Consider the following 24675-nt stretch of genomic DNA (forward strand, 5'->3'; position numbering starts at 1 on the left):
TAACGATAGAATATGTTTTATAAGTCGAAGTGTTTTTAAAATTTGTTGATAGCTTGTATTCGGCACCTTTGCGCAAGCGCATCAATACAAGGAGGTAATAATGCACGAGACAGTCAAAGAAGATCTTTTAGAAGAAGATTCACTTTTGGCTACATCTGTGTGGAGCGCGATGCTAGCTGGTAACCGTAAGTTTGCAGAAGGCTCATTAAATTGTGATGGACTTAGTGAAGAAACGAGATTATCTCTTGTTGAAGGTCAGCATCCTGGAGCTGTTGTTCTTTCCTGTGCTGACTCGCGCGTTGCTCCAGAATTTGTGTTCGGTGCCGGTTTAGGTGATATTTTTTCTGTTCGCACTGCAGGCGAAGTGCTTGATGATGCTGTAATAGCTTCGCTAGAATACGCTGTAAGCGATTTGGGAGTAAAAGTGCTTGTTGTGCTTGGGCACGAGCATTGCGGTGCTGTGCAAGCCGTTTTGCCGAATGTGCAAAAGCTGGTTTCTAAATACGGCGAAGATGAAACAAGCGAAATAATTGAGTCTAGCGAGTCAATATTGCTTCGTTCTTTAGGTCCTGCTGCACTTGCTGGTATTGAAGAAGAATTAAACACGGATGATATTGAACGAATCCATGTATCTAATATTCTTGCTGAAATATGTAATAAATCTCAAACTATTCGTGAATCCGCTTTTAATGATAACCTCATGCTAGTTGGTGCTAGGTATAGAATGAAGGATGGTTTGGTAGAGGTTCTTTCATGCTAAGTAGCATGTAGTCGCATTTTTAACAGAATTATTAATACGTTGTTAGGTTACAAATATGAATCAATCATCTAAAGATACGCTTGGTGCAAATTCTGCAAATTCCACTAATTCTGCGAATTATCTTTTCTTGCTTGTTGGAGCTCCTTTAGTAGCTTTTATTATTGCAGCTGCTCCTGCGTTACAGGGGCGACATCCTTGGTTTCTAATTGATACAACAATTCGAGGTGTTTCCGGCTTGTTGCTACAAGCGATACCTTTTACTCTCATAGGTGTGCTTGTTTCTGCTGCAGTAGAAACTTGGGTAACTGCTGATTTTATTGAGAAACATGCTCCAAAATCTACGGCAAACGGTTTTTTGGCTGCCATATTGGCTGGCGTTTGCGTGCCTGTTTGTGATTGTGTAGTAGTTCCAACGTTTTCTCGTTTAGTCGCAAGAAAACTACCATTGCCGTGCGCCATAACTTTTCTATGTGCAGTTCCTGTTGTAAATCCAGTATCTGTATTAGCAACATTTTATGCGTTCTCTGACGCTCCAGCTGTTGCTATTATGCGTATTGCTCTAGGTGTTGGTATTGCATTACTGGTTGGATTAACTTTTGTTATATTTCCTTCGAAAATCAATATTTTACGTAAGAAAATTTTAGTAGAAAACGAATCTTCTTTACATTGTTCTTGCGAATTGAATAACGAAAGTAATCTCACAAAAAATAATATTGAAAAGCCTAGTATTTCTGTGCAAATTCGCAAATATGTGCAGCATATACATCAGGATTTAATAAAATTAATTCCAATTATTGTATGTGGAACTATAGTTGCTTCTGTAATTCGCGCATGGCTCGGAGCTGATCCTGCTTCTCGCGTACAAGTGAGTAATGTGTTAATTGCTATTCCTGTAATGATGGCTATTGCGTACGCAAGCTCTCTATGCTCCAGCTCAGATGCTGTAATTGCAAGAAGTTTAGCAACATCATTGCCTATGTCGTCGGTGCTAGTATTTCTGCTGTTTGGTCCTATGCTTGATTTAAAGAATACGCTTATGCTCGTTGAGGATTGCCGTGGTAAATTTGTGTGGCGCTTAACATTAACTATTGCTTTTGCGTGCTTCCTAGCGTCATTATTAGCTCACTGGGCTTGGGGGTTCATCGCATGAAAAAACAAAAATGTGTTGAGCATAATGCTTGTAAAAAAATCACTTTAGCTCAATTGGTAGAAGCTATTTTATTGCTATTTTTTGCAGTCATAATTGCGGAAGTTACTTTAAGCGGTCAATATACGCTTTTTACTACGCCTAGAGCATATTATTATTTGTTAATTACTGCTATTTTGCTATTTATTCTGTCTATATGCGCTGCGATTGGATGGTTTTCTGTTTCTTCGCGCGATGTTTGGCGTATGCTTGTAGCTTTCGTTGTTCCTGCGCTACTTATTATTGTTCCTTTGCGTTACGCTCAAAATATTAGTGTAGATGGATTCGACCAGTATGCTGGTGGTCGTGCTATTGCTATTCGTAGCCAAAATTATCCTTTGCCAGGATTGTATGAAAAATCTCATGAGATAGCAGTTGATGATGATGATTTTGGCTCCTGGTATGACGAAATCGATCATAATGCTGCAAAATATGATGGATACACGATTACTCTTACAGGTTTTGTTAGCAGAGATTCTACGTTGAATGCAAATCAATTTAGGGTATCTCGTCAGCTTATGTCATGCTGTATTCTCGACATGTCTCCGTTTGGATTAGTTGCCGAAAAATCAAATATTGGCGAAATTCAAGATCATGAATGGGTGCGTGTTCGTGCACGCGTTTCTAGAGGCAATATTGGCATTCCTGGATATCAGCATCCTGGAGTTGTGCTGCACGTTATATCAATGCAAACAGCTCAAGCTCCAACTGGATATTTTTATCGCCCATAAATAATTTATCTTCGTTAATGGTGATAATTATTTTAGAATTGTTGATATCGCATAGAAGTAAACTAAGATAACAAGTATGGCGATTGGTTTTAATATTCTACTCATTATGATTTTTTTGCTATTTGGTTCCGTATTTGCGGCAACCGAATTAGCTTTAGTGAGCTTGAGAAGTTCGCAAATTGATCGCATGGAATTGCAGGATGCGCGTGGTGCTAGAGTTGCAAAAATTGCCCGCGATCCTAACACTTTTCTATCTGCTCTACAAATTGGGGTAACTCTTTCTGGCTTTCTTTCTGCATCGTTTGGTGAGTCTGCTTTAGCTCCGTATGTTGTGCCGGTTGTATGTTCATGGGGTGTGCCGGCTCATGTTGCAGGCCCTCTTACTACAATCTTCTTAACTCTTATTATTTCGTACTGTTCGATTGTTATTTCTGAATTAGTTCCAAAACGTATTGCTATGCAGCGTGCTGAGCAGATTGCGCGATCGGTTGTGCCGGCAGTAGATATTTTCTCAAAGATTTGCAAGCCTTTAATTTGGCTTATTGGTAAGAATACTAACGGTTTTGTGCGCCTTCTTGGGTTTGATCCTAACGAGAAGGAAAGCGAAGTTTCTGACGAAGAATTGCGCGTGCTTGTCAATAGCAATAAGCGTTTAAGTCAGGATGAGCGCAATATTTTGGATGACGTGTTTGATGCTTCGGAAACTATTGTTGCTGAAGTGATGCGTCCTCGTGCTGATGTTGAGTTTTTGGATGGTTCATTGAGCCTTGAAGAAGCTGCCGCGAAAATTCGTGAGCTTCCGTATTCTCGCTACCCTGTTATTGGCAAAGATTTTGATGATGTTATAGGTTTTGTGCATGTTCGCGATTTGCTAGATGTGCGTGATTCAAATGCAAAAACTGTTGCAGATGTAACTCGCGAAGGAATTAGTCTTCCTGGAACTTCCAAACTATTGCCGAGCCTGGAACTTCTTCGTAAACGTGGTATTCATTTGGCTGTTGTCATCGATGAATATGGTGGAACTGACGGTATTGTTACGCTCGAGGACATGACAGAAGAGCTAGTTGGAGATATTCGCGATGAATATGATTTGCCTGGTGAAACTGAGCAAAATAATGTGAATAAAACAACTGCTTTTGTAAATGGTGTTGCAAAAATTGATGGCGGTATGACCATTGAAGATTTTGCTGACATTACCGGCATTGAGCTTGAAGACGGTCCGTATGAGACTGTTGCAGGCTACTTTTTAGCGCATACTGGTTCAATGGGAAGTGTTGGAGCTGTTTTGCATGATGCGGATGGTTACGATATGACTGTGACTGCGGTTGATGGTAGGCGTATTGCGACGATTGAAGTGCGTCGCCGCGCGTAGTTTAAGCCATAGCAGTAGAATAATAACGGTATTAACAAACCTAAGGAAGGATAGAACATGGCTTTGTTGCATATTTTGCCAGGTCTCGACGAAGCGGCCAGTGAAAAGGCTGTTGCCATTTTACAGAATCGTTTAAGCCACGAGCAGGAAGCTGCTTTGGTGCTTAAGCATGCGCATTGGAATGTTACTGGTTCAGATTTTATTGCAGTGCATGAAATGCTTGATCCACAGGTTGCTGAAGTTTTGGCGCAGGCGGATGAAACTGCTGAGCGAATTGCAACTTTGGGCGGTTCTCCACTTGGACGTGCTGATGATGTTGTTGCTGCTCGTACATGGAAGCGTTTTGCTTTGACTGGTCGCAAGTCCACAAAGGAGTATTTGCAAGCGCTTATTGAATACTATAACGATATGATTGCAGACGATCGCAAGGCTATCGCGGAGCTTGATGAGCTTGATTTAGTTAGCTCAAATATTATTCAAGATCATGTTCAACAGTTGGAAAAGTTCCAGTGGTTCATGCGTAGCCATCTTGATTAATTAACCTCTGTTTAATTTTTTTGATTCAAACCGCAACATGCTATTTTCTTTTTTATGGCGTGTTGCGGTTTGACATTTTCTGTGTCTGTGCTAATGTAACTACTTGTATGTTTTAGGCGTACGAGTTGGGCCCGTAGCTCAGGTGGTTAGAGCGCATCCCTGATAAGGATGAGGTCGGAGGTTCAAGTCCTCCCGGGCCCACGGAATTGAGTGATTATTTCATTCAATACCGAATGGGGCTATGGCGCAGCTGGTAGCGCATCTGCTTTGCAAGCAGAGGGTCAGGAGTTCGAGTCTCCTTAGCTCCACGAACAGGGTTCTGATTGATTTTTCAATCAGAACTTTTTTGTTTATTAATTTATTTTTTTGGATTTGTTTTGGTTTTGTATTATTTAAGCTTGTGTTTATGAGAATGTTTCTCATCAAGGCTTCATGGTATATTAAAGAGACAAATAAATAATTAAAAGTCATTGTTAATTCCAAAATTGGGATTAACCAAAAATCAACATAAGTATCTTTACGCCGTGTATTGAGTGCGCTATTTAGGTTGCGCTCAGTGGGTTAACAAGGCGTGAAATCGTGTGTTAGCAGCGTTTTAAGCGTAGTTAACCTGATCAGCGTAAGGAAAGTGTATGCGTAAACTTTTAGCATATTGCCGTCGTGCACCACAATTAACAGTCGTAATTCTTGCTTTTCCGTTTATTGCGCCTTTGTACTCGTATAATTTGCCTATATTAACTACTTTCTGTGAGCAAATTTCTAATTTTTCGCAGCAAATCTTTGATTTTTTAAAAATTAATTGCAGTATTTCCATAAGTATTAGTCTTGGCAAAACTATTATCGCTATTCTCGTTTTATATACGAGCGTTATTTCTTTGCGTAATATGATTAAACATTTACTGCATGGAACTTTAGGTATTGATCTACTTGCTTTTGTTGCATTGCTTGCAACACTTTGTATTGGTGAGTTCTGGGCAAGTTATTTGATTGTTGTAATGGTTTGGACTGGAGAAGCTATAGAAGATTTTGCGCATATGAAAGCTCAGCGCAATCTATCTCTTTTAGTAAGCGCAGCTCCAAAAACTGCTCACCTTATGACTTTGCCAGGTATTGAGCATGGTATGAATCATAATCAAGCAAATGATGAATCATACGAACCGCCATGTTTGAGTGAAAATCAGTGCAAGCCTAGCTCGTGTGTTCTGTGCCAGCATGCTGAATTTAGAAAAGTAGATGCCGCTAATTCTAAGCAATCTAATAGTAGCGAGCAAAATAGCGAAAGTAATTGCGAAAATAATGACTTGCAAAATTGCAACTGTAAACAAAATAATTGCCCATTTTTGCAAGCATCTACAGACAACGAAATCTCCTCAAATTTGCAGCGTTACGCTACAGTTCCTGTTGATGAGCTAAAGATAGGAAACGTAATTATTGTGCTTCCTGGCGAAACAGTGCCAGTTGACGGTGAATTATTAAGCGGTTCTGCAATTTTAGACACAAGTGCTATTAACGGAGAATCTGTTCCTAGAGAAGTCTATGCGGGAGCTGCAGTGCTTTCAGGCTGTGTAAACGGTGGAGTTGTGCTTATTATGCGCGTAACAAAGCTGTCTAAAAACTCGCAGTATCAGAAAATCATGCAGCTTGTTGAGTCTGCTAGGTCTTCTAAAGCTGCAGTAGTTAGATTTGCAGACATGCTATCTGTGCCGTTTACAGTATTATCTTTTGCGATTGCAGGTCTTGCTTGGAGCTTTTCTGGCGACGCATTGCGATTTGCGCAAGTATTGGTTCTAGCAACCCCATGTCCTCTGCTTATTGCAGTTCCAGTTGCTTGCATGGCTGGTACTGGGCGTTTAGCAAAACTTGGAATTGTTGTTAAAAGTCAGGATGTGCTTGAGCAATTAAGTCGTGTAACAGACGTATTTTTTGACAAAACCGGCACGCTAACTGTAAAACAGCCGCAAGTTGTAAACGTAGACGTAATCGATACTACGCAGAAAGCTGATCGAATTGTGATGCTCGCAGGTGTGCTAGAAACGTATTCTCAGCATATTCTCGCTGGAGGTATAGCAAAAGCAGGTTCAGTTTTGTGGGAGCACACGCATCCATCTTCAACTCCGCAATTGCCTAGCGTTAGAGAATACCCAGTAGTGCATAGTGTGAAGGAAACTGCAGGTCAGGGTATTCAAGGCGTTGTAGATGGTGTTTTGGTGCGCGTTGGGCGTAGAAAGTATGTTACTGAGCAAACTGATATTAATAAACAGGTCATGAATCATATTGCGACACAACATATTGCGGCACAACATGTAGTCAATGCGCTCGCTGCAGACGAAATGGCAACCTATGTTTCCTTTGACGGAGTGCTAGTTGGTCGGATTGTGTTAAAAGACGTGCCTCGCGATAACGCGAAATCAACTATTGACGCATTGCGTACGCTTGGTGCGCGCTCAATATCTATTCTTACTGGAGATAGTTTGCAAGCTGCAACAACAATTGGTAAAAGCGTTGGAATTGACACAATATATGCAGATTTGCTTCCGCAAGATAAATTAGCGTATGTAAAAAAGCACAATTACAATGCAGCCAAAAGTAAGAAAGATTCGACTGTAACAATGATGGTTGGAGACGGTGTAAACGATGCTCCAGTGCTTGCGGCTGCAGATATTGGCGTAGCGGTAACGGATGGCACAGATACGGCAGCATCTGAATGTGCTCAGTTAGTTATTATGAACAACGATATTTCTTCTGTTGCAAGCGCAATAAGAGTAGCAAAACATACTAAATGCGTTATGGTTCAGTCAGTATTGATGGGCATTGGATTGGCAATTATAAGTATGATTTTTGCGGCTTTCGGTTTTATTCCAGCAGTTATTGGCGCAATGATGCAAGAAGCAATTGATGTTGTTGCTATTATGTGGGCTTTAACAGCATTGCGCGAACGAAAATAAAAATATTTTTGGCAATATTTTTTACGATATTCATTACGACACCTTTAATAATATTCGTTTGAGCATTTTATTTATTTGAGCATGTTGTAAGACGAAGTAATGCGCTAGTCTAATTATGAAAGCATACGAGTTAGCTGCAAACGGTAAGAGCTCAAGCTTGTACGTAACTTATTTTTGGCGAAGAATTACATATAAACGCTTTACAGTTACGCTGCTGAGTGGATTGAGGCAACCTATGCTTGTAGGCCGTGCTAAATAGCGCGAAAACGGCGAAAAGTGCCGTATAATACAGCTCAATATGGGGATAATAATGGAAAAAAATAATTTAAACGAAAATGTTTCACAAGAAACATCTCAACTGCGTATTGCTGTAATAGGAGCAGGCCCTGCAGGAGTGTATTCTTCCGATATCTTCTTACGCCAGATTGCAAAGCGTGGAGAAGAATTGGGATTAGGCTCTAGCGCTCGCATTGATCTTTTTGAAAAATTGCCAGTGCCTTTTGGATTAGTGCGTTACGGAGTAGCTCCTGACCATCCAAGTATCAAATTTATTGCGGATGCGCTTGAAAAGACGCTTGATAATCCAAATATTCATCTTTATGCAAATGTTGAATTTGGTAAGGATATTGCATTAGAAGATTTATTGGAACGCTACGATGCTGTGCTATTTGCAACCGGCGCTGTGAAAGATAGGCCTCTTCGAGGAGTTCCAGGCGCCGATTTAGACGGAGTGTACGGAGCTGCAAAATTCGTAGAATGGTACGACGGATACCCAACTAGCAATCGAGAATGGCCGCTCGAAGCTAAGGAAGTAGCTGTTATTGGCGGCGGAAATGTGGCAATGGATGTTGCTCGTGAGCTTTTACGAGATCCTGATTATTTGCGCGCGCATACGGATATTCCAGACGACGTGTATGAGGGATTGCAAAAAAATAAAACCCAAACCTTGCATTTATTTATTCGTCGTGGAGTTGCCCAAGCAAAATTCTCTGTTCAAGAATTGCGCGAAATGGAAAAGTTATCCGGAGTGCAAATTGTTATTAATGAGGATGATTTTGAACTTGACGATGAGACTATTGAAGTAGCCGGTAACGATAAGCTCACGCGTCAAATGGTTGAGGAACTTTTTGCGATTCGAGACATGGCAGAAGATATGGAAGATGGCGGAAACGTTGATTTTGAGGGGAATCCAGCCGACAAACGCTATATTATCCACTTCAACTGTGCGCCGGTAGAAATTCTTGGTGAAGATGGGCGTGTGAAAGCAATACGAGTTGAGCGAACTGTAACAAGCGCGGATGGCACAATGACTCGTACTGGAGAGTTCGAGGAGTATGCCGTTCAAGCTGTTTACCATGCCATTGGCTACCATCCTGCAGAAGTTACAGGAATTGCTTACGACGAAAAGCGTACTTTGCTTGCAAATATTGATGGACGCTTAGTGACGTCTGTAGAAAATGGCGAAGTCCGTGAGCGATTGTATGCAACTGGCTGGGCTAAGCGTGGGCCGGTAGGATTAATCGGCTCTACAAAATCCGATGCTCTTTTGATTGTTAATAATATGCTTGAAGATTTATCTAAAGCTGGCAATGCTGGGCGAATCGCACCTGATCGCGATGAAAATTCTATAGATAAATTATTGGCAGAAAAGGGCATTAAACCAATTGATTACGCCGGTTGGAAGCGAGTTGACTCTTATGAGCGTGAGCTTGGAGCCAATGAGCAGAGAACTCGAAAGAAAGTTGTTTCAGCGTCTGAACTTGTAAATATTGCTTTAGGTAGCAAATAATGCCCTAAATAAACTGAAAATATTACTTAGTATTTAAGTTTGTAGTTAGTAAATACGCAGTATATATTCAGAAAAATTTAAGTTCGCATTATTAAGATAGATCATATGTTGAAAGGCTTGAGAATACACTATGGCAGCTTAAAAGCCGCACTATTTTTTGTTGTTGTGTGGCTTTTTCTTGCCTTATGTTGGGTTCTTGCTGGCTCGCATCTGTCATCACTAATATGGTTCATTATTCCTGGTATTGCATTTAGTGTTTTTGCTTATTGGTGCTCAAGTAAGCTTGCGATTATTGCTATGCGTGCTACAGAGGTTAGTGAAGAAGAAGAGCCTGTGCTCTACGCAATGGTTAGAGATTTATCTGCTCGAATTGGTAAACCTATGCCGCGAGTAATGGTTTCTCCCTACGAAAGTCCTAATGCTTTTGCAACCGGTAGAAGTGAGCGTCATGCAAGCATATGTTGTACTCGTGGTTTGATTAATATCCTTAACGAGCGCGAGTTACGTAGTGTTATTGGTCATGAATTAACTCATATTTATAATCATGATATTCTCGCTTCTTCGCTGGCTACTGCTACAGCAACAGTATTAACGTACGTTGGTTCTTGGCTTGTTTATGTTGGTGATACATATCGTCGTGATATTCGCAAGTATTGCAAATTTATTGGTAAGTTTTTGAATATTTTATTCGCTCCTATTGCTTCTGTTATTATCAATGCAATTATTCCTGGTTCGCGTGAATTTGACGCAGATAAGGGAAGTAGTGAAATTACTGGAGATTTTGCTGCGCTTGCTTCCGCACTTAATAAAATTACCTACGGCATGCAGCTTCACGAGATGAAATCTACTGCTGGATTGCAGGCTGTTGCTTCTTTGATGATTATTTGCCCATGGAATAATAACGCTCCTGCGCTTGTGCGTTTGTGTACTGCGCGTCCTACTGTTCAGGATAGGATTGGGCGTCTAATGAGCATTGCTGCATGAATATTTTGTTTGTTGAACTTGCTTGTCTTGTTTATTGAGTTCATAAACTGATTCCTAAATATTGAAGCGGTAAGCTGTGCATGATACCCTTAGATGGTTGTTGAAACTAGTTTGCTTTTAGTTACAGCATGCGGATGTAGTTCATCGGTAGAATGGAAGCTTCCCAAGCTTCAGAGGCGGGTTCGACTCCCGTCATCCGCTCCATTCAGATTGTAAAATTGTATAAGTTGTAGTTTTTGTACATTGGATGTATAAAAACTACAACTTACGCTTAGTTAAACTTTCTTTTTCTTGCAATTGTCACAATTGTGCTAGCAAACAGCATCAATGCAACGCTAAGTACAATTGGAATTATTTGTATTCCAGTACGAGGGAGTGCATTATTGGCTATTGTGGATTGTTTGTGTAAATGAGGGTCTTTCTTTACTAAAGTATTCGTCCACGCAACTTGTTTACCGTTTTCGTCAATAAGGACAATCGTATGATTGCCTTTATATTCTTCTGGAATAACTACGTCGAATACAATCCTGCCATATTCATTAATGTGAACTGTTACATATTTCATTCCATTTGCGCTATAAAGAAGTTTAGGGTTGGAATATATGTAGGCATAAGCTTTTACTGCTTTTTCTAGTTGTAATCTGCGCATGAATTCTGATGTTGCATTTACTGTAACAGTGATATGGTTATTTTTTCCCGCATAAGCAATGTTATTATTCCCGACGGTGAGAGTGTTGCACAACGCTGGAAGTAAATCTGCAATACTCTTTGGTGCTGATGGAATCTGTTGCTGTAATGTGTGTGATTCTGAGTTTGCGTTAAGCTCTATGTGGTTTTCGCGCATAGAATCGTTACTAACTGCAGGAGTTTGTAGAGTTTTGGAAGGATGCGTTGGTCCGGGAAATCCCATGCTTGGAATTTCCTTATGGTCTTGATCGAACTTATTAGTCTGTGGGGTTGTGCTATTTGCAGACTTATCAGGTTCGCCATTGCTAGAGTGCTCACTGTTGCCAGAATGAGATTCTGGTGTTGGTGGAACAGGTTGTGGCTCTGGTTTAGGCGCAGGTTTTGGCGGAACGGGTGTTGGATTCACTGGGTTTGGTTTCGGCTGCAGAGGCACTGCAGGTTGTTGATCAGGCGTCGGTGTCAGCGTAGGCGAAGGCGTTGGTTCCGGTGTTGGTGGAACAGGTGTCGGAGGTACGGGAGTTGGTGTTGGAGCTGGTATCGCTGGTGTTAGCTCGGTCCATGGTGTTGATTTCTTTGCAGGAATTAACTCGGCCCACGTAATACTCTTTTTAGCTGGGTTTAGTGGTGTTGCTGGAATGATTTCTACAACGTGAGCTTTAAGAGTTACTTTCTGTTTTGCTTTGTTTGCAAAGGTTATTTCTACGATAAATGTTGTTTCTCCAGTGTTTGTTGTGTTTGGTTGTTTTACAACTTGTACTGTGCTGTTTTCTGGTAAGTTTTTTAAGTATGGTTTGAAGTCGAAATTATCGGGGATTTTATTGTCTTTTTTGACTTCTATTTTCTTGCCAGGTTCAGCAGTAACATTTGGAATTGGAGTAATGGTTTTGCCTGGTATGAGTTTTTTAGCTGGGTTTAGTGGTGTTGCTGGAATGATTTCTACAACGTGAGCTTTAAGAGTTACTTTCTGTTTTGCTTTGTTTGCAAAGGTTATTTCTACGATAAATGTTGTTTCTCCAGTGTTTGTTGTGTTTGGTTGTTTTACAACTTGTACTGTGCTGTTTTCTGGTAAGTTTTTTAAGTATGGTTTGAAGTCGAAATTATCGGGGATTTTATTGTCTTTTTTGACTTCTATTTTCTTGCCAGGTTCAGCAGTAACATTTGGAAGTTCCTCGATATTAGCCAATCGTTTATGAATAGTTATTGGAACTAGAATAGTTTTTAATTTATTATCAGATAGTACGAGCAGTATTTTACCTTCGTAATTGCCGCATTGAGAAGTGTCAATTTTGTCGTATTCTGTAATGTCTGTAATGGTAGAGCCTTGCGGTATATCGTTAGGATTAAGAAGATGCTTTATTGCTGTGCCTTTTGGCAATGGATCATTTTCCATAATGTCAATATTCGTAATTTTAGGTTCGAAAGATTGTTCGTCAGTTTTGATAACTGGTTCGTTAACTAATCCGTCGAGTGCAGCAATTTTGCGACCGGTTCCTTCAATTTTATTGCGTTCGCCAACTGTGAATCCTTCGAAACTATCCATTCTAGGCTCAAAGTAACTACGAGATCCGTGACCTTCTCCAGATCTTCCTATGCTTATTGCGCCGTTAAGGTTTCCTATTGGTCCTATTACTTTATCATTATCAACCTTGTAATGAACAGCATAACCCTCTTTTGTTAATTGATCGCCAAAATCAGATGTTTCCCAAAGCCATTTGTTGAATATATTACCTTTGATCCTCGGAGCGTTAAAAGTATAGGCCTTTGTAATCCATTGGTAATTTTTTTGTTTAGCGTAAATTAAAGCACGTTGAGATAAATAACCTCCGAGAGAATGCCCTGTTATATATAAATTAGTAGCAAGTTTTTCTCTATTGATTTTATCCATCACATTGTTTACATCTAAAGCTTGGCTCGGGTTTAATCCAATTGCTAGTTTAATGTCATTAGTAAAATCTCCGCCGCTTTCAGTTCCTCGGATTGCAAGAACTTGCACGCCGTTTTGCTCAATAAATGGGTATGCAGGATTTACATTTTCAAAAAGAATAGCATCAAATCCGCTTCCAAAGTGGTATGTTTCTTTGACTTTCCAGAATGGCGCAAGCTCGTTATGCATAAGCTTGTATTCGTTGCGATTTTTGTAAATTTTAGTGAGCGGTTTTGAGTAGTCAAGTACTTCTTTGACGTAGCTGTCTTCCCTATACACAAGCTCCATAAAAAGAGCCATGTCTCGGGGGCTAATATCCCACCTGCGAGGATTGTTATCGTTTTTGTCATCTAACCCGTCGCCGTCGGTGTCCTTAATAAGTGGATGCGAATTATATCCGTAATATGTGCGTCCGTTTTTTACGTAAGTGTAAAGCTCTTCGCTGTTCTTCAGACCGTCGCCATCGCTATCTTGATCTGGATCTAGCGCGGCTTTATGGTAAAGCAAAGAATCAATCTGATTATTTTCCAAACGAATTCGACCAGTAGAAATGTCGTGAGCAGTTTGTGCAGTCAAAGGAGTGTGAATTGGTGATGTTTCTTCTGCAACTGCGGTTGTTGCTAACGAAGGTACGTAAATCAGAGATGAAACAATCAAACCAAAAGCTAATACAATTCCACTAATTGTGTGAATGGTACTTACTTTTCTCATACTGCTATTCCTTACTTTTTGTACAGACTTCTACTTTATTTTGAAAATATTTTTGCGAGCAGCACAACAGATTTAGCTCAACGTGTTGATTTTATCAGATTTAACAACTTCATAAAATTGTATCTAGTTGAATCAGATAATTTTAATAAGTACCAAAAGTTAATACTTAAGCTTATGCGGTGTAATAGGAAAGAATTTCATTAGATTAATTGATATAGGAAAAGCGCTGAGCTACTTGGGATATTAATGAATCATCGGTAAATCAGCGCTTAGCTTATTGTTAATAAATTACACGAGGTAGCTATCTATTGCTGGTGCTAATTAGCAATCCTTAATTAGCAGTAATTAGAACGTGCGAACATCGTAGAAGTTGTTAAGTTCTTCCATCCAACGTCCAGTGCCAGAAATATCTCCTCTAGTACCTACGGTGAAACCTGGGAAATTGTTCATACGAGCCTCAAGATAGCTTCGAGAGCTATGTCCTTGCGCAGAATTGCCGACGCTTATAGCTCCAGCAAAATTGCCAACAGAACGAATAACCTTGTCGTTGTCTACTTTGTAATGAACAGCGTAACCTTCTCGAGTGAGCTTATTGCCAGTATTGGCGACGGTACGTAACCAACGGTTGAAAATATTTCCCCAAATTTGTGGTGAATTGAATGTGTAAATTTTCTTAATCCAGTTGTAGCCTTTGCCTTTAGCACGAATTAAAGCACGCTGTGCAAGATATCCTCCGAGGGAATGTCCGGTAATATACAAATTGCTAACAGTATTTTCGCGACCATAACGCTCAATCAACTGCTCAACATCTTTAGCTTGATCTGGGTTATGACCTACAGCTATTGCAAAATCATCATCGTAATCATTAAATTGGGAAGTTCCACGAATTGCTAGTACTTGAACAGTGCCTTGTTCTAAGAATGGGTATGGACTTACATTTTCAAACAAAACAGCATCAAATCCTCCCCTCTTGTGGTAGGTTTCTTTAACTTTCCAGAATGGTGCAAGCTCGTTGTGCATAAGGCGGTACTCATTGCGATTTTTGTAAATGTCGTGAAGCGGTTTAGTGTAATCGAGTACCTTATTTATGTAATTATCATCTCGATAAGAAAGTTCAGAGAATAAAGCCATATCGCGAGGACTAATATCCCACCTGCGAGGATTGCTGTCTTGATTATCTGGAATACCATCGCCGTCGGTATCGTTCATCATAGGGTGAGAATTGTACCCATAATAAGTCTTACCGTCTTTAGTGTAAGTGTAAATTTCCTGACTATTAGTTAAGCCGTCACCATCTAAATCAGCTTGCGGATCAAGAGGCTTCTTGTGATATAAAGACATATCCAAAGCCCCAGGTAAATCTAAGCCTATAGTTCCATTTGCGATTTGTTTAGCTGTTTCAGCAGTAAGTGGAGTTTTTGCATAATTATCTGCGGTTGTTGCCATTGCTGGCATTGCGAAAGCAGATAGGCTCAAGAGCATGCATAGGCTAGTTAGGAACCCTGTTACTGCATTGCGTTTCATAGTATCCTCCCATATTTTGTTTAGTTTTGTAGTCAACAAATGTATAGGACGACTGTTTACGATTTGTAGCACCTCTTTGTTAACTACGTGCGTTATATAAATTAATCGAAATTTATTTTGCCGCCACAATTGCTATTCTACACAATTCGTCAATTGTATAGTCTACATAAACAAAAGTCCATACTTCTAAATAAATGTTGTTGCTCCTTTTTGTTTACTAAAATCATTGACGATGTGTATAAGAGCCATAGAAAACATCTATATAACTAGAATTATCAATAGCCATAATCTATTCTTAATAATGAAAATAAAAGCGCAACGAAGGCGCAAATGACCTATTTAGGAGAATGATATGAGTTTAATGAACACACATATTCTTCCATTCAAAGTAAATGGTTATAAGAATGGCGAATTTGTTGAAGTAAACGATACTGATGTTCTTGGCAAATGGGCAATTTTCTTCTTCTATCCAGCTGATTTTTCATTCGTATGCCCAACTGAATTGGAAGATCTTGCAAACCACTATGAGGAATTGCAAAAGCTAGGCGTTGAAGTTTACTCAGTCTCTACGGATACACATTTTGTACACAAAGCATGGCATGACGATTCTGAAGCAATTGCAAAAGTAAAGTACACTATGTTGGGTGATCCTTCTGGAGCTCTTTCGCGTAATTTTGACGCTTGGAATCAAGAATCCGGTTTAGCTCACCGTGCTACGTTCCTCGTAGATCCGCAAGGTATGATTCAGTTCTTTGAGATGACCGCAGACGGAATTGGTCGTAACGCCGACGAGCTCCTTCGTAAAGTTAAAGCAGCACAGTATATTGCAGCGCACCCAGGCGAAGTTTGCCCAGCAAAATGGGAGCAGGGCGAAGAAACCTTGGAACCTTCTATCGATTTAGTCGGCAAAATCTGATTTTTGCAATTAAATATTAAAGAATCTTTTTAAAGAATATTCTCAATGCGTAGGGAGCTACGTTCATAGTTTCCTACGCATTCGCTTATTTTTACTTGTGACTAAAATTACCGAAGGAAGTAAATTATGTCTTTGTTGAATGCGTCATTAACTGCTCAGCTTTCAGAATTACTAAAAAAGATGGTATCTAAAATAGAAATCGTTTCTTACGTTGATAATTCTGAAACATCTCAAAAAGTTAAATCCTTACTAGAAGAAGTATCTCAACAAAGTGACAAAATTAGTATTTCTGAAGTAAATAATAATAAAATTAGCAATGTAAAGCGTAAGCCAAGCTTTGAATTGCGTAGAAAACTAGATAATCCAGTAAATGGAGAATCCACTGTATCGATTAGTTTTGCGGGATTGCCTTTAGGGCACGAATTCAGCTCTTTAGTACTAGCACTTCTACAAGTAAGTGGCTATGCGCCAAAAATTAGTGATGAGCAACGCGATGCAATACTAAAGCTTGGTTCACACAATGTGACAACGTACATGTCGGTAACTTGCCTGAATTGCCCAGAAGTTGTGCAATCGCTTAACACCATTTCTATTATTAACCCTAAAGTTCAGCATACTGTAGTTGAAGGTAGCGCTTTCCGCGAAGAAGTAGATAAACTTGGTGTAATGAGCGTGCCAGCAGTTTTTGAAAATGGCAAACTTATTTCCTCCGGACGAGCAGGAATTGACGAACTTGTATCTGTGCTTGCATCACAAGAAAAATCTGTTGAGCAGGATGAGGATGGCAATAATGGTAATAGCGTTTCTTCGGCAAATGTTGCGCTCGCAGAAAAAATGAATTCGCAAAATCCATACGATATTGTTATTGTTGGCGGCGGTCCTGCTGCTTCTGCTGCCGCAATTTACACTGCTCGCAAGGGCTTGCGTACGGCTATGATTATGGATCATCGTGGCGGCCAGGTTGTAGAAACTGAAAGTATTGAAAATCATATTTCACAAACTCATACGACTGGTTCTCAACTAGCAGTAGATTTAACTAAGCATATTTCTCAATACGATATTGACGTATTTACTCCTGATTGGGCAGACTCGCTCGATTTATCTAAGGAACCATATGGGTTACATACTATTCATGCGCGTTCTGGCGGATCTTTGAAAGCGCGTGCAGTGATTATTGCAACTGGCGCGACTTGGCGTACGTTGGGCGTTCCTGGAGAAGATGAGTATAGGAATAGAGGCGTATCATTCTGTCCTCATTGCGACGGTCCACTTTTCAAAGATAAGAATGTTGTCGTTGTTGGCGGTGGAAATTCTGGTGTTGAAGCTGCTATTGATTTAGCAGGAGTTGCAAAACACGTTACTGTGATTGAGTTCATGGATGTGCTTAAAGCGGATCAAGTATTGCTTAATGCTTTGCATAAATTACCTAACACTGAAGTTATTACAAGTGCTGCAGTAAGCAGTATTGAAGGTAGTGGTAGTAAAGTTACTGCAATACGTTACATAGATCGCAATAAAGCAGACAATGATGAAAACGAAGAACATATTGTTGAAACCGATGGGGTTTTTGTGCAAATTGGTTTAGCTCCGAATACTCGTTGGCTTGCAAATAATATTTCTCTTAATAATCGAGGAGAAATTATTACGAATCGCGCTGGATGCACTGATACTCCGGGTGTTTTTGCTGCTGGAGATTGTTCAGACGAACCGTATAAGCAGATCGTTACAGCGTATGGTTCTGGAGCCAATGCTGCGTTATCTGCATTTGACTATCTTATCCGCAACCCGCAAAATAAATAATTTATAAAATTTATTATGCAATAAACAATGGGAGGCGTCTTATGAATATTAGAGCGTTAGAATATCTAATAGCTTTTGCACAAGAAGGAAGCTTTACCAAGGCGGCTGTTCGTATGCGCGTCTCTCAGCCTACTCTTTCAACGCAAATTAAAAAACTTGAAGAGACTTTAGACGTAGAACTTATTGAGCGCACTCCCGGGAAACAAATCTTAACTCCTGCTGGGAGGGAAGTGGTTTATTACGCTAAACGTATTCAGGCAGATATGTCACGTATTCGACAAGCTGCAAGACGTTCAGAAGATCCATGGTCATCTACAGTGGTTTTGGGTGTGTTCCCAACGTTAGGACCATACTTACTTCCAAGAATTATGCCTGCACTCAGGCGTTTAAAACCAAAACTTACTATTCGTTTTATAGAAGAAAAATCAGCGAAACTTATTGATTTGCTAGATAGTGGTCAAGTCGACGCAGTTATATTAAGCGAAAGTTTGAATGCGCCTTCAATAAAAGTGTGTCATGTTTTTGACGAAGATTTTCTTCTTGCGGCTTCTACAAATTCTTTGCTAGGCCACGAGAGTAAACCAATTGAACTTTCAGATTTGTCTACTCAGAAAGTGCTTTTATTAGAAGATGGGCACTGTATGCGTAGAAGCATGCTCGATGTATGCCAAAAAGTAGGTGCGAAACAATCAGAATTTAGGGCAACGTCGTTAGAAACTTTGCGATATATGGTTATAGGTAGCAAAGATGTGACATTATTGCCGCGTCTTGCAACTGTACCTCCAATTGTGCAACCAATTGGTTTGACGTTGCGTGAGTTTAAGAATCCTAAACCTTATCGATCGTTATATTTGAATTGGCGTGCAGCTTCTCCAGTAGACAAAATTATGGAAGAATTGTGCAAAATAATTAGTTCAGCATGTTCTGATTTGCATAAAAAATAAGTAGGATATTCTGTTTAAAAATGAAAATAGGCACTTCTGTTTGCTAAGTTAGCTACAGAAGTGCCGTATTCTTCTTCTCTTACTTTTCTTTTATTCTCACTTTATTTTGAGAGTTACTGCCTCGTTTTATTTGCCTCGTTTTATTTGTTGCTAAATTAATGATTTATAATTCAATGCCAAGATAGCGTGCTACTTGATTCACATCCTTATCTCCACGGCCGGAAACTGTTACTAAAACAATGTCATCCTTACTCATCTTTGGAACCATCTTCATAGCTTGTGCTATTGCGTGTGAGCTTTCCAAAGCTGGGATGATTCCTTCAACTCTAGAAAGTGCGCGGAAAGCTTGAACTGCTTCATCATCAGTGATCGCGTAGTATTCTGCGCGACCAGAATCCTTTAAATATGAATGTTCTGGGCCGACTCCAGGATAATCTAATCCTGCAGAAATAGAGTAGGCTGGAAGCTCGTTACCGTCATCATCCATAAGAACATAAGTTTTCATGCCGTCCGTAATGCCAATTTTTCCATTCGTCATAGTAGCAGCATTTTGAGGAGTATCAGCACCTTTACCTGCGCCTTCAGCACCAATCAATCGTACAGACGGATCATCAATATATGCTGCAAAAGAACCAATTGCATTAGAACCGCCACCAATGCAAGCAATTACAGCATTCGGTAATCTGCCTTCTTTTTCTAGGATCTGCCTTCTTGACTCTTTGCTAATAACGCTTTGAAAATCGCGAACCATTTGTGGATAAGGGTAAGGTCCCACTGCGGAACCAACGATGTAGAAGGTATCATCCAAGTGCTGTGCATAATCCATAAATGCTGCAGTTACAGCATCTTTTAAAGTTTTTGTGCCCTCTTGAACAGCATGAACTTTTGCACCGAGCAAAGTCATTCTAAAAACGTTAAGTTTTTGGCGTTCGCAATCAAGTGCGCCCATAAAAATTTCGCATTCCATGCCGAATCGTGCTGCTGCAGCAGCAGTGGCAACGCCATGCTGACCGGCTCCGGTTTCAGCGATAATGCGCTTTTTACCCATGCGCTGAGCGAGTAAAATTTGTCCGAGAACATTATTCATTTTGTGAGCGCCGAGATGGTTTAAATCTTCGCGCTTTAAATATACTTTTGCGCCGCCTAAATATTTTGTGAAAGATTCAGCATAGTATAAAGGTGTTTCGCGACCGTCGTAATCTTTTAATAATCCCGCCAATTCATTGCGGAACTCTGGATCGTCTTTGTATTGTAAGTAAGCTGCTGCTACTGCGTCGAGTGCTGGACGAATCATATCTGGTACGTACTGTCCGCCAAATTCACCGTAATACATGTTTTGTTCAACTGCGTTTACCATAATTTTGCCCTTCTTGTGAGTGCCGAGGAAATCGGCATTAGGTTTGTTATTTGTTGTGTTGATTATTTTGTAATTTTGAAGGGCGTGTGCTCAGATAATAAAAAAGCTGGATGGCAGCTTATATGCCATTCAGCTCAAATAATGTTGATGATGAATCCGGCATAGCCCCGTTGATTTGTTTAAAATCAGCAAGCCCACACCGATATGTGAACTCGCTTTTAACTACGCCAGCTGCGCCAGAAACGAGTATTCATGTTCATCAACCTCCAATCTTGTTGCACAAGTTTAGCCGTAGCTGTGACAATGTCAACCTTTTAGTGTTAATTCGGCGTTTCGTGCGGAAAAAATTTAACCCCGGCGTCTATGCGCCGGGGAAATAAAGGAGAGAAGAAAAGAATAATTTTTTAGGTGCTTTGCACCTGTCTTTTTGTCGACAATATTATATAACCACACTATTCTGAGCAGAACAGTAACGCTAACTGATAATTACCTGAGAATTATCTACTTTTCTTCTAAATCTTGCTATTTTAGGAATTAATTTTCTAAAAACGGAATCATTTTTCTAAAAATACTATTCGCTTAAATCAGCACGATAGAAATGTTCATACGAACGTGACGGAGTTGGACCGCGCTGACCTTGATAGTGTGATCCGTTAACAGCTGAACCGTATGGGTTTTCACATGGTGAGCTTAACTGGAAGAAGCACATTTGACCAATCTTCATGCCAGGCCAAAGTTTAACTGGCAAAGTGCTAACGTTTGAAAGCTCCAAAGTAATATGACCTTCGAAACCTGGATCAATGAAGCCAGCTGTGGAATGTGTCAAAATGCCAAGACGACCAAGCGAGCTTTTGCCTTCCAAACGTGCAGCAATAGTAGCGTCAAGTTTTACATACTCCCACGTAGCGCCGAGTGCGAACTCTCCAGGATGAAGAATCCATGGCTCGTCAGGAGCTACCTCGAACTGTTCTGTAAGTTCTCCCTGATTTTCTGCAGGATCAACATACGTGTAAGCATGATTGTTAAATAATCGGAAGAAACGGTCGAGGCGCACGTCAATTGACGCTGGCTGTACCATTTCCGGGGTCCACGGGGTCAAATCAATGTGACCCTCATCATGAGCTTTGAGAATGTCGCGATCAGACAACAGCATGACGTCAAATCTCCTTGCAATAAAGCTTATACATCAGCAACTTCATTGTTCGCACGAAATATTTATTGCTATTTTGCGCGAAAAATACAATACGCACAATTGTAGCGCGTGCCGCGGTCTGTGAGTATGATGCAAGCTATTTCCTGAAAACAAATAAATATTCATGAGCAATAAGCAAAAAATTTTATAGAAAATAAAAACACAAAACGCGGCACAGAGACGTAGGTTATGTAAGAAAACTACGTACTGTACCGCGTATTTATAAATCAGCTGATATTTTTTAGCTAATTGCTTGCTTTTTAAGCAACTGCAGTTAAGGATTTAGCCGCTTTACGCTTAGCAAGAAAACGCAAGAAGCACTTTCTAAGTTCGGAAGCAATTAACACAACCATTGAAAGACCGAGGCACTCGAACCATTCCGTTACGCTCAAAGGAACAGTGCCAAATGGCTCGTTCAAGAACGGTATGTAAATTACAGCCAACTGAAGCACAACAGAAATTGCTATAGCACCCCAAAGCCAACGGTTTGCAAATAAGCCTACAAATACGCTTTGTGAGTCTGAACGAGATGCTAACGCATTCAGCATTTGCGCAAACACAAGAATTGTGAAGCCCATTGTACGAGCGTGAGTAAGCTGAGCAGCGTGATCCATAATTCCAACAGAACGGTCCGTAAAGAATCCGCCTGCCAAATGCATATCCATGCCAATTAACGTAATAGCAGCCATGATTATGCCGATAAATACAATATCTCCCCACATTCGTCGGTCAATAACGCTATCGGTAAGCTTTCGAGGCTTTCGATCCATTACGTCGTCAGTTTGCGGATCAACGCCCATCGCGAGTGCAGGAGCTGCATCCGTAAGCAAGTTAATCCACAAAAGCTGAGTTGCAAGCAAAGGCAAAGTAACTCCAACAGAGTTTGGCTGCGTAATTCCAAGCGCGCCAGCAAAAACTACGCCGCCGAAAACCGTACAAACTTCGCCAACGTTAGAACTGAGCAAGTATCGCAAGAATTTACGAATATTGTCGAAAATTCCGCGACCTTCGCGCACTGCTGCAACAATTGTAGAGAAGTTATCGTCAGCCAAAATCATCTTGGCAGACTCTTTAGTTACTTCTGTACCCGTAATGCCCATTGCTACGCCAATATCGGCAGATTTTACTGCAGGAGCATCGTTCACGCCATCGCCTGTCATCGCAACAATATTCCCTTGACGTTGAAGCGAAGAAACGATAGCTAACTTGTGCTCAGGAGCTACTCGCGCATACACGCTAGTTTTACTGATTGCTTCATCAAAAGCAATGTTGTCGTCGTCGCGTGAGAGCAACTCGTCAAGTTCGTCGCCTGTAAGCGCATGCTCATCTTTTCCAATAATTCCAAGATCTCGAGCAATACGCGTAGCCGTAAGAGGATGATCGCCTGTAATCATAACAGTACGGATTCCAGCGCGATGAGCTTGAGCTACACTATCTCGAACTTCAATTCGCGGAGGATCAATAATTCCAACCATGCCGTTCCAAATCAAATCAGATTCTAGTACGTCACTTTGTTCTGCGACGTCCGCGATTTGACCTGCGGCGTTAGAAATCATGCCATCAACTTTTGAAAGACTATCGACTCCAAGCGGCCTATAAGCCATTCCAAGCGTGCGGTAAGCTTCTCCGGAAAGACGCTCAACAGTTGCTAAAATATCTTCGCGGTCGCCGTCAGTAAGTGGACGCACGGCACCAGCTACTGCAATACGCGTGCAATAAGAAAGCAGCACGTCCGGAGCGCCCTTAGCGCAAACAATCAGATTTCCAGAATCCGAACCATCTTTAACAACAACAGACATACGTTTGCGTTCAGAAGTAAAAGGTACTTCCGCAACTCGAGTCAAATGAGCGTAACGTTTGTCTGCCTTTGTTTTACGCGCTGCTACTACTAGCGAAACTTCTGTAGGGTCTCCCACAGGCTGCCAACTTTTAGTAGTTTCGTCATAGTGTAAATCGCCGTCGTTAGCTAAACATCCGGAGCCTAACGCGCCTAATACTTCTGTAGCAAGATTTTGCGGCACTGCTAAGTCAGCATCTACAGAACCAATTAATATCATGCGACCTTCAGGCTTGTAACCGCTTCCTGTAAGCTGAACTTCGCCGCTAGGTGTTATTACGCGCTCAACAGTCATCTCGTTTCGAGTTAAAGTACCTGTTTTATCGGAGCAAATAACAGAAGCAGAACCAAGTGTTTCCACGGATGAAAGCTTTTTTACAACAGCATGATGCTTCACCATTCGTTGCACGCCAAGCGCAAGAACTACTGTCAAAATCGCAGCTAAACCTTCTGGAACAGCAGCAACAGCTAGGGAAACAGAAAGCAGCAGAGAATCAATAATATCTTGAATACTGTGGAAGCCTTCAATCAGCCACATGGAAGCAAGAACAACAGCCGCAATAATGCACACCGCAATTCCAAGAACTTTAGAAACGTGTACCATTTCTTTCTCGAGAGGTGTTGCTTCGTCATCTGATTTTGAAAGCATATCCGCGATTTTGCCAACTTGTGTGCGCATGCCTGTAGAGGTGACTACAGCGCGACCGGTTCCTTGTGTAACAGCAGTTCCGTTGAAAACCATATTTGTACGATCGCCTAAAGCTTTTGCAGACGAAAGTGTGTTTGGGCGTTTGCTTACTGCTACAGATTCGCCTGTAAGGCTTGCTTCTGCTACGCGTAAGGAGGCTGCTGCTATAAGTCGACCGTCTGCAGACACGGCATCGCCTTCGCCAAGCACTAAAATATCGCCTGGCACAACTTCTGCAGTATTAATGCGCACCACGCTACCATCGCGCAAAACTGAAGTTTGCGGAGCGCTCATTCTAGCTAAAGCTTCGACTGCTTCTTCTGCTCGCGACTCTTGAATGTAGCCAAGAACTGCGTTTGCAATCAAAATAATGATAATTACGATTGAATCAAACGGCAGAATCTCCCCACCGCTGTTTCCTTTATGTTGTGCGCGCTCAACAAACCACGCGATTGCAGAAATAATAGTTGCTGCAATAAGCAAGTAAACGAGCGGATCTTTAAATTGATCAAGGAATCGTTTCCATGCTGGAATTTTAGGAGCAGCAGCAAGCGCATTCGGACCGAATTGATCAAGTCTTTTTGTGGCTTCCTCAGAGCTTAAACCGCATGAAATATCTACGTTAAGCGATTTAGCTACTTGTTGAACATCACACAATGATGGATCTTTGCTATTAGCTGAAGCGTCAGCCGTTTTATTGGATTGATCAAGAGCGTGATCAACCATATCTTCCCCCTTGGGAGTGCCGCGGAGTAGTCAATAATCGCAATGCTAACGCTATTTTTAGCGCT

General features: G+C 40.9%; 16 protein-coding genes and 3 tRNA genes. 14 read left to right on the forward strand and 5 right to left on the reverse strand.

What is annotated here, in order from left to right:
• Window positions 1-100: 100 nt before the first annotated feature.
• The 11 genes from HXT26_RS00150 (at window position 101) to HXT26_RS00200 (ending at window position 10508) form a co-directional block, all read left to right on the forward strand.
• Complete coding sequence (locus HXT26_RS00150; RefSeq protein ID WP_004119757.1) at window positions 101-760, forward strand: carbonic anhydrase; 660 nt, start codon at window positions 101-103, stop codon at window positions 758-760.
• 55 nt (window positions 761-815) lie between these two features.
• On the forward strand, window positions 816-1910 hold the full coding sequence (locus tag HXT26_RS00155) for a permease (RefSeq protein WP_004119759.1): 1095 nt from the start codon (window positions 816-818) through the stop codon (window positions 1908-1910).
• Window positions 1907-2677: a TIGR03943 family putative permease subunit gene (locus HXT26_RS00160; protein WP_101885814.1), complete on the forward strand. Its 771-nt coding sequence runs from the start codon at window positions 1907-1909 to the stop codon at window positions 2675-2677. The genes HXT26_RS00155 and HXT26_RS00160 overlap by 4 nt, the downstream gene beginning before the upstream one ends.
• Before the next feature lie 76 nt (window positions 2678-2753).
• Entirely contained in the window at window positions 2754-4049 is a 1296-nt protein-coding gene (locus HXT26_RS00165; protein ID WP_101885813.1) for a hemolysin family protein, read from the forward strand.
• 57 nt (window positions 4050-4106) lie between these two features.
• A complete protein-coding gene (locus tag HXT26_RS00170; RefSeq protein WP_004106140.1) occupies window positions 4107-4586 on the forward strand; it encodes a Dps family protein in 480 nt (159 codons plus the stop codon).
• A gap of 127 nt (window positions 4587-4713) precedes the next feature.
• Window positions 4714-4787: transfer RNA gene (locus HXT26_RS00175), tRNA-Ile, on the forward strand.
• Window positions 4788-4821: 34 nt separating this feature from the next.
• A tRNA-Ala gene (locus HXT26_RS00180) sits at window positions 4822-4894 on the forward strand.
• Between the two features lie 324 nt (window positions 4895-5218).
• Window positions 5219-7531, forward strand: a complete 2313-nt coding sequence (locus HXT26_RS00185; protein ID WP_422111996.1) for a heavy metal translocating P-type ATPase — start codon at window positions 5219-5221, stop codon at window positions 7529-7531.
• A 310-nt stretch (window positions 7532-7841) separates the two neighbouring features.
• Window positions 7842-9320 (forward strand): FAD-dependent oxidoreductase, encoded by a 1479-nt coding sequence (locus tag HXT26_RS00190; protein WP_422111997.1) that lies wholly within the window; start codon window positions 7842-7844, stop codon window positions 9318-9320.
• A gap of 105 nt (window positions 9321-9425) precedes the next feature.
• On the forward strand, window positions 9426-10304 hold the full coding sequence (locus HXT26_RS00195; RefSeq protein ID WP_004106145.1) for a M48 family metalloprotease: 879 nt from the start codon (window positions 9426-9428) through the stop codon (window positions 10302-10304).
• A gap of 130 nt (window positions 10305-10434) precedes the next feature.
• A tRNA-Gly gene (locus tag HXT26_RS00200) sits at window positions 10435-10508 on the forward strand.
• A gap of 67 nt (window positions 10509-10575) precedes the next feature.
• Here the strand turns inward: HXT26_RS00200 and HXT26_RS00205 are convergent.
• Together HXT26_RS00205 and HXT26_RS00210 are read right to left on the reverse strand one after the other, a co-directional pair.
• Window positions 10576-13626 carry a Rib/alpha-like domain-containing protein gene (locus tag HXT26_RS00205; RefSeq protein WP_422111998.1) on the reverse strand — a complete coding sequence of 1017 codons (3051 nt, stop codon included), beginning with the start codon at window positions 13624-13626 and terminating at the stop codon, window positions 10576-10578.
• A gap of 345 nt (window positions 13627-13971) precedes the next feature.
• Window positions 13972-15150 (reverse strand): lipase family protein, encoded by a 1179-nt coding sequence (locus tag HXT26_RS00210; protein WP_004119768.1) that lies wholly within the window; start codon window positions 15148-15150, stop codon window positions 13972-13974.
• A 352-nt stretch (window positions 15151-15502) separates the two neighbouring features.
• Here HXT26_RS00210 and ahpC point away from each other — a divergent pair, with 352 nt between their 5' ends.
• From ahpC to HXT26_RS00225, 3 genes are all read left to right on the forward strand, one after another.
• Window positions 15503-16066 (forward strand): alkyl hydroperoxide reductase subunit C, encoded by a 564-nt coding sequence (ahpC, locus tag HXT26_RS00215; protein ID WP_032842454.1) that lies wholly within the window; start codon window positions 15503-15505, stop codon window positions 16064-16066.
• 126 nt (window positions 16067-16192) lie between these two features.
• Window positions 16193-17866 (forward strand): alkyl hydroperoxide reductase subunit F, encoded by a 1674-nt coding sequence (gene ahpF, locus HXT26_RS00220; RefSeq protein WP_004106153.1) that lies wholly within the window; start codon window positions 16193-16195, stop codon window positions 17864-17866.
• A 41-nt stretch (window positions 17867-17907) separates the two neighbouring features.
• Window positions 17908-18810: a LysR substrate-binding domain-containing protein gene (locus tag HXT26_RS00225; protein ID WP_004106155.1), complete on the forward strand. Its 903-nt coding sequence runs from the start codon at window positions 17908-17910 to the stop codon at window positions 18808-18810.
• A gap of 163 nt (window positions 18811-18973) precedes the next feature.
• On the opposite strand, the gene trpB is transcribed toward HXT26_RS00225, so the two are convergent.
• The 3 genes from trpB to HXT26_RS00240 all read right to left on the reverse strand — a co-directional run bounded on the left by trpB (window position 18974) and on the right by HXT26_RS00240 (window position 24610).
• On the reverse strand, window positions 18974-20167 hold the full coding sequence (trpB, locus tag HXT26_RS00230) for a tryptophan synthase subunit beta (protein WP_004106157.1): 1194 nt from the start codon (window positions 20165-20167) through the stop codon (window positions 18974-18976).
• A 571-nt stretch (window positions 20168-20738) separates the two neighbouring features.
• Window positions 20739-21320: a dCTP deaminase gene (dcd, locus tag HXT26_RS00235; RefSeq protein WP_004119774.1), complete on the reverse strand. Its 582-nt coding sequence runs from the start codon at window positions 21318-21320 to the stop codon at window positions 20739-20741.
• Window positions 21321-21619: 299 nt separating this feature from the next.
• Window positions 21620-24610 (reverse strand): cation-translocating P-type ATPase, encoded by a 2991-nt coding sequence (locus HXT26_RS00240; RefSeq protein WP_004106164.1) that lies wholly within the window; start codon window positions 24608-24610, stop codon window positions 21620-21622.
• Window positions 24611-24675 lie beyond the last annotated feature (65 nt).

The sequence above is a fragment of the Gardnerella sp. DNF00497B genome (assembly GCF_049262725.1).
GTDB lineage: Bacteria > Actinomycetota > Actinomycetes > Actinomycetales > Bifidobacteriaceae > Bifidobacterium > Bifidobacterium leopoldii.